Below are 6120 nucleotides of genomic sequence, written 5' to 3' on the forward strand. Positions count from 1 at the left end.
GCGTTCCAAGATTTCGACCTGTGTTCAACTTCAGTTCATTTCGCAAGGTTGGGACGGGGTGCAGGCATGCGAAAGCCCTCCTGCACTGCGAGCGTGAGCTCAGTGCAGAAGGGCTTATGGCTCAGGAGGGAACTGTCCTAGTAACGGATTCCGAACTGCGCGAGGAAGTTCTTAATGTCCGGATTGTTCAGGAAGAAGAATCCGAGACCCGCTACCAGCGCGGTGACAGCGAGCGTGATGCCGGTGATGATCCACGGGCGGTTCGGGCCCTGGAGGCTGGACTGCTCGCCGGTGCTGGAGCCTTCAGAGCTGGCCAACTTCTCGCTGGAGTTAGAGCCCTCGGTGATGCTCGACTTCGGTTTCTCGGCGACGGTCACAGTGAAGACATCGGATGCCTCAGTGGAAACGACACCTTCAGGCGTGACGTAGCGGGCCTGAACTGAGTAGGTGCCCGGCTCCCGGAACGGGTAGTTGAAGGTCGCGGTTCCATCGGAGTTGATCTTGGCGGCACCGATTTCAGTGCCGTCCGTCAGCGTGAACTTGATGCTGCCCTTGGTACCGGGCTCCACTCGCGCGGTGAGTGCCGTGATTCCGTCCACCCTACCTTGGGCGGGGGTAGCCGTATCGACGGTCGGAACCGTGCCATCCGTCGCCGGCGGCGTCACCGCTGCGACGGTGACCGTGGTGGTCTGCTCCGTGGCGGCGAACTTGGTGCTGTCAGCCGGGGTGAAGACTGCCTTGATGTCGTAGGACCCCGCGGTCTCCGGGGTGAAGGTCCCGGTGGCTGTGCCGTTAGTGACCTGCTCCTTGCCCAGGGACTGCGTGCCGTTGAAGAACTCGATCGTGCCCTCAGCGTCGGCCGGTTCCGTTGTGGCGGTGATGGTGACAGTGTCACCGGCCTTCGCGTCTTCGCGGGCGTTCAGCGTGAGTTCCGTCTTCGTAGCCTCCGGTGCCGGCGGCTGCTGGTTGTCCGCCTTCTTCTTGACGGTGAATTTCGGGGCGGGGCCCGAGGTCGCCTGGAGCGCGGTGGTGTTGTTCGCTGCCGGGGTGAACTTAGCGGTGACGGTGTACTCACCTTCCGCCAGCGGCTTGGTCAGGGCGGCAGTGCCGTTCGTCACTGAGGCGGTGCCCAGGGAGGTTGCGCCGTTGAAGAACTCGACGGTGCCTGCCGATGCCGGGTCGACTTTCGCGGTCAGCGTGATGTTGTCTGCGGTGGTCTTTTCGCCGGTCGGTGCGGTCACGGTGAGAGTCGGAGCAGTTGCTTCGGGCGCAGGTGGCTGCTGCGGTTCTTCCTTCTTGGTGACCTCAAGCTGCTTGGAGTCTTCCGAAGCGTTGTAATTCCCCTCGGGAGTGAAGACTGCGCGGATAGTGCGGAGGCCGGTCTCTTGTGGCGTGTAGTTAGTGGACGCTGAGCGGTTCTGGATGGCCATTGGATTGCCGATCGCAGTGTCGCCATCGTAGAACTGGACAGTTCCACGTGTCGCCAGCTGAGGGCCTGTGGCGGCAGTCAGCTTGACAGGCGAACCTGCAACGACGTTGCTGGGGCTAAGTGTCAGTTCAACGCTTGATGTGTCTTTGATCACGACGTCGACTGAATTGGACTTGGATCCCACTGCGTTCGAATTCTGAGCAGGCTTGAATTCGGCGATAACGGGGTAAGTGGAGGCCTGGGTGAAGTTGTGCTCGACCTCAGCAATGCCGTTCCTAACTGGAACATCAGCTGCCAGCACAGTGCCGCGCTGGGTGAACGTCACTGTTCCCGATGCGGTGTTAGGTGTTACGGTCGCTGCGAGCTTCACAGGCACGCTCTTGGTGCCAGTCTTATCGCCGGTGTACGTCGTCGTGGTCGTGGCTTTCACATTGACCGTGCCGTCGCCGTTGGATGACGCAAAGATCGAGCCGGCTGCAGGGGTGAAAGTTACAGCGACTTTTGTGGAACCGGCCTTGTCGATCTTGACGTTCTCAACTGTGACATTTCCGTCTGCCGGAATGTTGGTGGTGGAGCCGATCATCTTGCCGTCAGCCTTTAGCGTGATCGTGCCCTTGGTGCCTGGGGTGACGGTGACTGTCAGTGGCCCGGCCTGTCCAGCGGTCAGCTCTTGGTTCGGGGCGAGCGCGACGGTCGTTCCGATCGGCTGCGCCCCTGGACGCGGGTTCAGGGGTGGCAAATCTTGCGGCTTCACTCGGAAGACAGCGTTCTCCATGGGGCGGAGGTAGTGGTTTGTGCCGTTGGCATATTTGAACTGAGCAAATTGCGGAACGTAGATGCCCGGCGTGGTGGGGGCTTTGAACACGCCTTGAACGTTCGGGGGGGTGCTTCTTTCGCGGTAGTTGTCCGTGCGCTGGATTCCGAAGTAGCCAGCGTTGACCGCCGGGTAACCATCGGCGCCCCAGCTCGGCCATTCGACGCCACTCAATCTGTTTGGCACGCGGTCGTAACCGCCGGTTCCGTTACCGCGGGTGAGGAGCATCGTGTTGAGGTTGTCCGTGCGCTTTCCGCTTACGAAGGTTGCGCCGGCTGGCGGATTGATCCCGAGCTCGTAGACATCGGTCCAGGTAAAAGTGTTGCCAAGCCCCGACACCGATGCGTCAAGCGTGATCTGCTGGTTTGGTGCTACCTCGAGAGCGTTAGAAGTATTCCGCTGCTGGCCGTTAACTGATGAGTTGTAAACGGTGTTTCCGTCATTCCTGCCCGGCCCCTGGGCCATCAGCTTGGTCAAGTCCAGCGGTGTCTGGAAGTTCTTCACCGCATCCGCTCGGGTGGTGTAGCCCTCAGCGTCGAAGTAGCGGGCGGTGACCACGTGGGGGTTGGCGGTGTTGGAATAAGAGGTCGGGGTGATCGCTTTGGTGACAGTCTGGGCGGCGCCATTGCCGAGTTTGACGGGGCCGTCAAGGGGGACGCCGTCGAGGTAGAACTGAATGCTTCCACCTGCCGGGGCATCGACGTTGACGTTGAAGGAACCGGGTGTGTTGATGTTGACGGTGTTGGGGCCCGCGATCGACGGTGCGGTCTGGGCCTGGGCCACGGCAGCCGAGAGAATGGTGTTGTTGGCCGGTGCAATCGTGGGGCTCAGGATAGCCAGCGCTGTCAAGCCCGCGAGAGCTGTCCTGAAGGGGAGTCGCTTGGACATGGTTTTCCTTTGACGGTAAGCGCCACGAGAGGTGGCGAAGGTACTGGGAAGGTTTACGTCGAAAAGTTTATGTCGCGTTATAGATTTTCACACCAGCTGTCCAACGATCGACCAGGCGATTTGCAAGAATTAGGGTGCTATTAAGCTTTGGTTAACTTCGAGTGGTCCCAATGTGAATGGTGGGGCTCACGGGAGTTCCTTCTTTTAGCCTCGCCGTCGATGAATGAATGAAGTCTGGGTGAATTTTTGGGGATGACTGAGGTTCTTCCCCCTCCGCGGGGCGCAGTTTTGTTTGTCGATCGGTATAAGGAAGGGGCCTTGGCTGTATGCCAGGGCCCCTCAACCGGGAAACAAGATCCTAATTAGTCGCTGCTTCCCTTGTCGGTTTCGGTTTTGCAGATACCGACCGTCGTTCCAAGCGATGCCAGGAAGATCGTTGTGCCAAGTAGACCGCCGAGGATCCCAGTCATGTTCTCAGCCTTCGCCGCAAGGTTCGGGTTGAAAATGCCGAGATTCTTCTGGATCTGAGTGTTCACCGCCGTCAGTTGGTCACCGAGGCCCGGGATGCGGACCTGCGAAGCAACCGCGATGATCAGGCCAAGTACACCGGAAATGCTGCCTCCGATAATCGCCTTCTGGCAACGGGCGGACAGATCCTTCCAAGTCGATCCTCCGGGCGCCGGTGTTGCGGTTGCAGCCTTCACACGAATGCTCACCTTGACGACGTCTGAGCTTCCGTCCGGGTACACGACCATAACGGTGGTGTTCTTGACACCGGATTTGCTGAAGTCAGGTTGCGGATCCGCAAAGGCGAACTTCGTGCCCGCGGGCAGCTTGTCAGCGTTCGCGATGAACTTCTTCGGATCGACTGTGTCGCCCACGGTGACTTCCGCAGAGGTAACCGGCTTGGGGTCGTTCTTGTCTGCGTCGGACTGCGTCGGCGCGGCCTTGACCGGGATGGTGACCGTGACTTCGTCGGTGGTGCCGTCGGGGTAGGTGACCACGATGGTGGTCTTCTTGTTGCCGGGCTGTGTGAAGTCCGGCTTCGGGTCCTTGAATTCGAAGGTGGTGCCGGCCGGGAGCTTGTCGATGTCTTTGACGTAGTCCTTCGGGTTGGGGGTCTGACCAGCGGGAATTTCTGCCGGGTTCTCAACGGCAACCGGGTTGTTGGTGTCGGTATCGGTCGGCTTGGCCTCGCAACCGATAGGAATGAAGTCCTTCTCGTCATCCGCTGCTGGTGTGAAGACACCGTTCTCCAGCGCTCCGGGCTGCGCAGAAGTGCGCCAAACCGGGTTGATGTCCTGCCGCGGGCTAGTCCAGTCCCAGCTTTTCGGAACAGCGACCCAGTCCGTGACCGTTACATACGACCCAGAAGGAATGATGACTTCCTTCTTGTAGGTACCCCGCTGTTCCTCGGTGAGTTGAGATGCTTGTCCGCCGGGACCGGTGACGCCAGGGCCAATGAGCCACACAAAATCATTGGCGGGACTCTCGGCTTGGGGCACCTCCGGGGCTAACGGGTAAGTAATCGCCGTGGTATCCGCGCCAGAGGCATCGGCCTGCGGCTCGCTGATAACGGTGCCGATAGCGAAGTAGGCATCATCCGTAATCTGCGAATTCGTCATATCGATGGTCCACTTCAAGGGACGTGCATCAAGGTTGCGTACCGCGTAACTACGGAACACTTTGTTGCCTGGCATGAGATTTGTGCCTTGGAAATTGCCTGGCTTGGATGCGGACCAGCCGTTGGTGTCCTTCTTGCCGAACGCAATGGGCTGTCCGTTCGCGTCCACTTGGTCGCAGTCAGAGGCAGTGACCACGTCTTGGTTGGGCAAGTTGACGTTCTGTGCGACTGCGACGCCACCACCCACGAGAGCGACAGAAAGGCCCGCTGCGATAGCCACGGCATGGGCGCGACCGATCTTGTTCTTAGCCATCTTTATTGTCCCTTCTCTTCTGCACGCACCTGCCAGCGGGCAGTGACGCGGGGCGGGGTTTCGCCACCCAGGAGCCAATTATTGTCGTTCATCCATGCTTCAACGCACAGTTTGACGGGTTCGCCGGGTTTACCAGTTTCGTTAGGAGCTGCTAACTCGAAAGCATTAGTGGTTTGGCCGCGCATGGTGGTTATCGTCTGGATAGCAGCCTTGCCAGCAATGCCAGCCTTAGAGCAGGTATCGACATCCTTGTAGATCCGTGAGCGTAGGGAGTTCGGGAATGGGGCATCAGTGAGCTGGTTCTCTGTCAGCGTCGCATTCGCTTCAGACGTTGTACCGGCGCCAAGGCGAATGTACATCGGGGCGTAGACCGCGTTAGCGGCTCCAGGTTTCATGGCTAGGGCGGACGGATCAAAGCTCAAGGAAAGGTTTAGTGTCTTCGTCGCAGAATCTGTCGAAACGAAGTTTATTCCATCAGAGGAGTGCTCAAGCACGAACTTCGTTGTTTGCTGCTCTTCGACACTGAACTTGAACTCGGTGGTGAGGTTTAAGTTTTCAGATCGTGCGGCCTCAGTCATGCTCGCCGTTGAACCGATCACGGTAGCGGCGGTGAGTGCGCACGCGATTGCGGTTGCGACTGTGCGTTTCATTACTCGACCTCCTCAGTAGCAATCGCTTCGGCTGTGGCCTCAAGATCAGGAGCTTCCTCCACCGGAATCTCGGGAACGATCAATTCCACCTCGGGAGTCACGCGTGCGGAACCGCCGCTAGGAAGTTCAAGGGGGACAACAGGAAGGCCATTTGCTTGCCGACGAATCCACGCCAGCCCATCGACCATTCCATTCTCGTCGAATGCGTTGGCGGCCTGGTTGAGGACTGCACTGATGTGCTCGTGGTCCTCGTAGGAGAGCTCGCGCGTCGCCTCCGCCAAGAAAGTGGCACCCATGTGCTGAATTTCCTCTGGGCGACCGTAGCTGGTGAAGCTTTCAAGCGCAGAGATAGCATCCTCCGAGGGGTCGGTAGACGGCACTTCTGCACCAAAGTCGATGTCG

Annotated in this window: 4 protein-coding genes; all 4 read right to left on the minus strand. The window is 59.2% G+C overall.

Going from position 1 to position 6120, the window contains the following annotated elements; all coding sequences use genetic code 11:
• Nucleotides 1-137: 137 nt before the first annotated feature.
• Nucleotides 138-3131 (minus strand): Ig-like domain-containing protein, encoded by a 2994-nt coding sequence (locus CZ338_RS06120; RefSeq protein ID WP_087117403.1) that lies wholly within the window; start codon nucleotides 3129-3131, stop codon nucleotides 138-140.
• Between the two features lie 362 nt (nucleotides 3132-3493).
• Entirely contained in the window at nucleotides 3494-5068 is a 1575-nt protein-coding gene (locus CZ338_RS06125) for a Rib/alpha-like domain-containing protein (RefSeq protein ID WP_087117404.1), read from the minus strand.
• A 2-nt stretch (nucleotides 5069-5070) separates the two neighbouring features.
• The gene (locus CZ338_RS06130) at nucleotides 5071-5718 is read right to left on the minus strand and encodes a hypothetical protein (protein ID WP_087117405.1); all 648 of its coding nucleotides are present in this window, start codon (nucleotides 5716-5718) and stop codon (nucleotides 5071-5073) included.
• Nucleotides 5718-6120: hypothetical protein (locus CZ338_RS06135; protein WP_162287319.1), on the minus strand; the 403-nt coding region annotated here is incomplete at its 5' end. The genes CZ338_RS06130 and CZ338_RS06135, both read right to left, overlap by 1 nt.

Source organism: Corynebacterium urinipleomorphum, from assembly GCF_900155535.1.
GTDB classification, from domain to species: Bacteria; Actinomycetota; Actinomycetes; order Mycobacteriales; family Mycobacteriaceae; genus Corynebacterium; species Corynebacterium urinipleomorphum.

Coding starts and splice junctions, on each gene's coding strand:
- CZ338_RS06125 (WP_087117404.1), bottom strand. CDS start 5,068: ATGGCTAAGAACAAGATCGGTCGCGCCCATGCCGTGGCTATCGCAGCG.
- CZ338_RS06120 (WP_087117403.1), bottom strand. CDS start 3,131: ATGTCCAAGCGACTCCCCTTCAGGACAGCTCTCGCGGGCTTGACAGCG.
- CZ338_RS06130 (WP_087117405.1), bottom strand. CDS start 5,718: ATGAAACGCACAGTCGCAACCGCAATCGCGTGCGCACTCACCGCCGCT.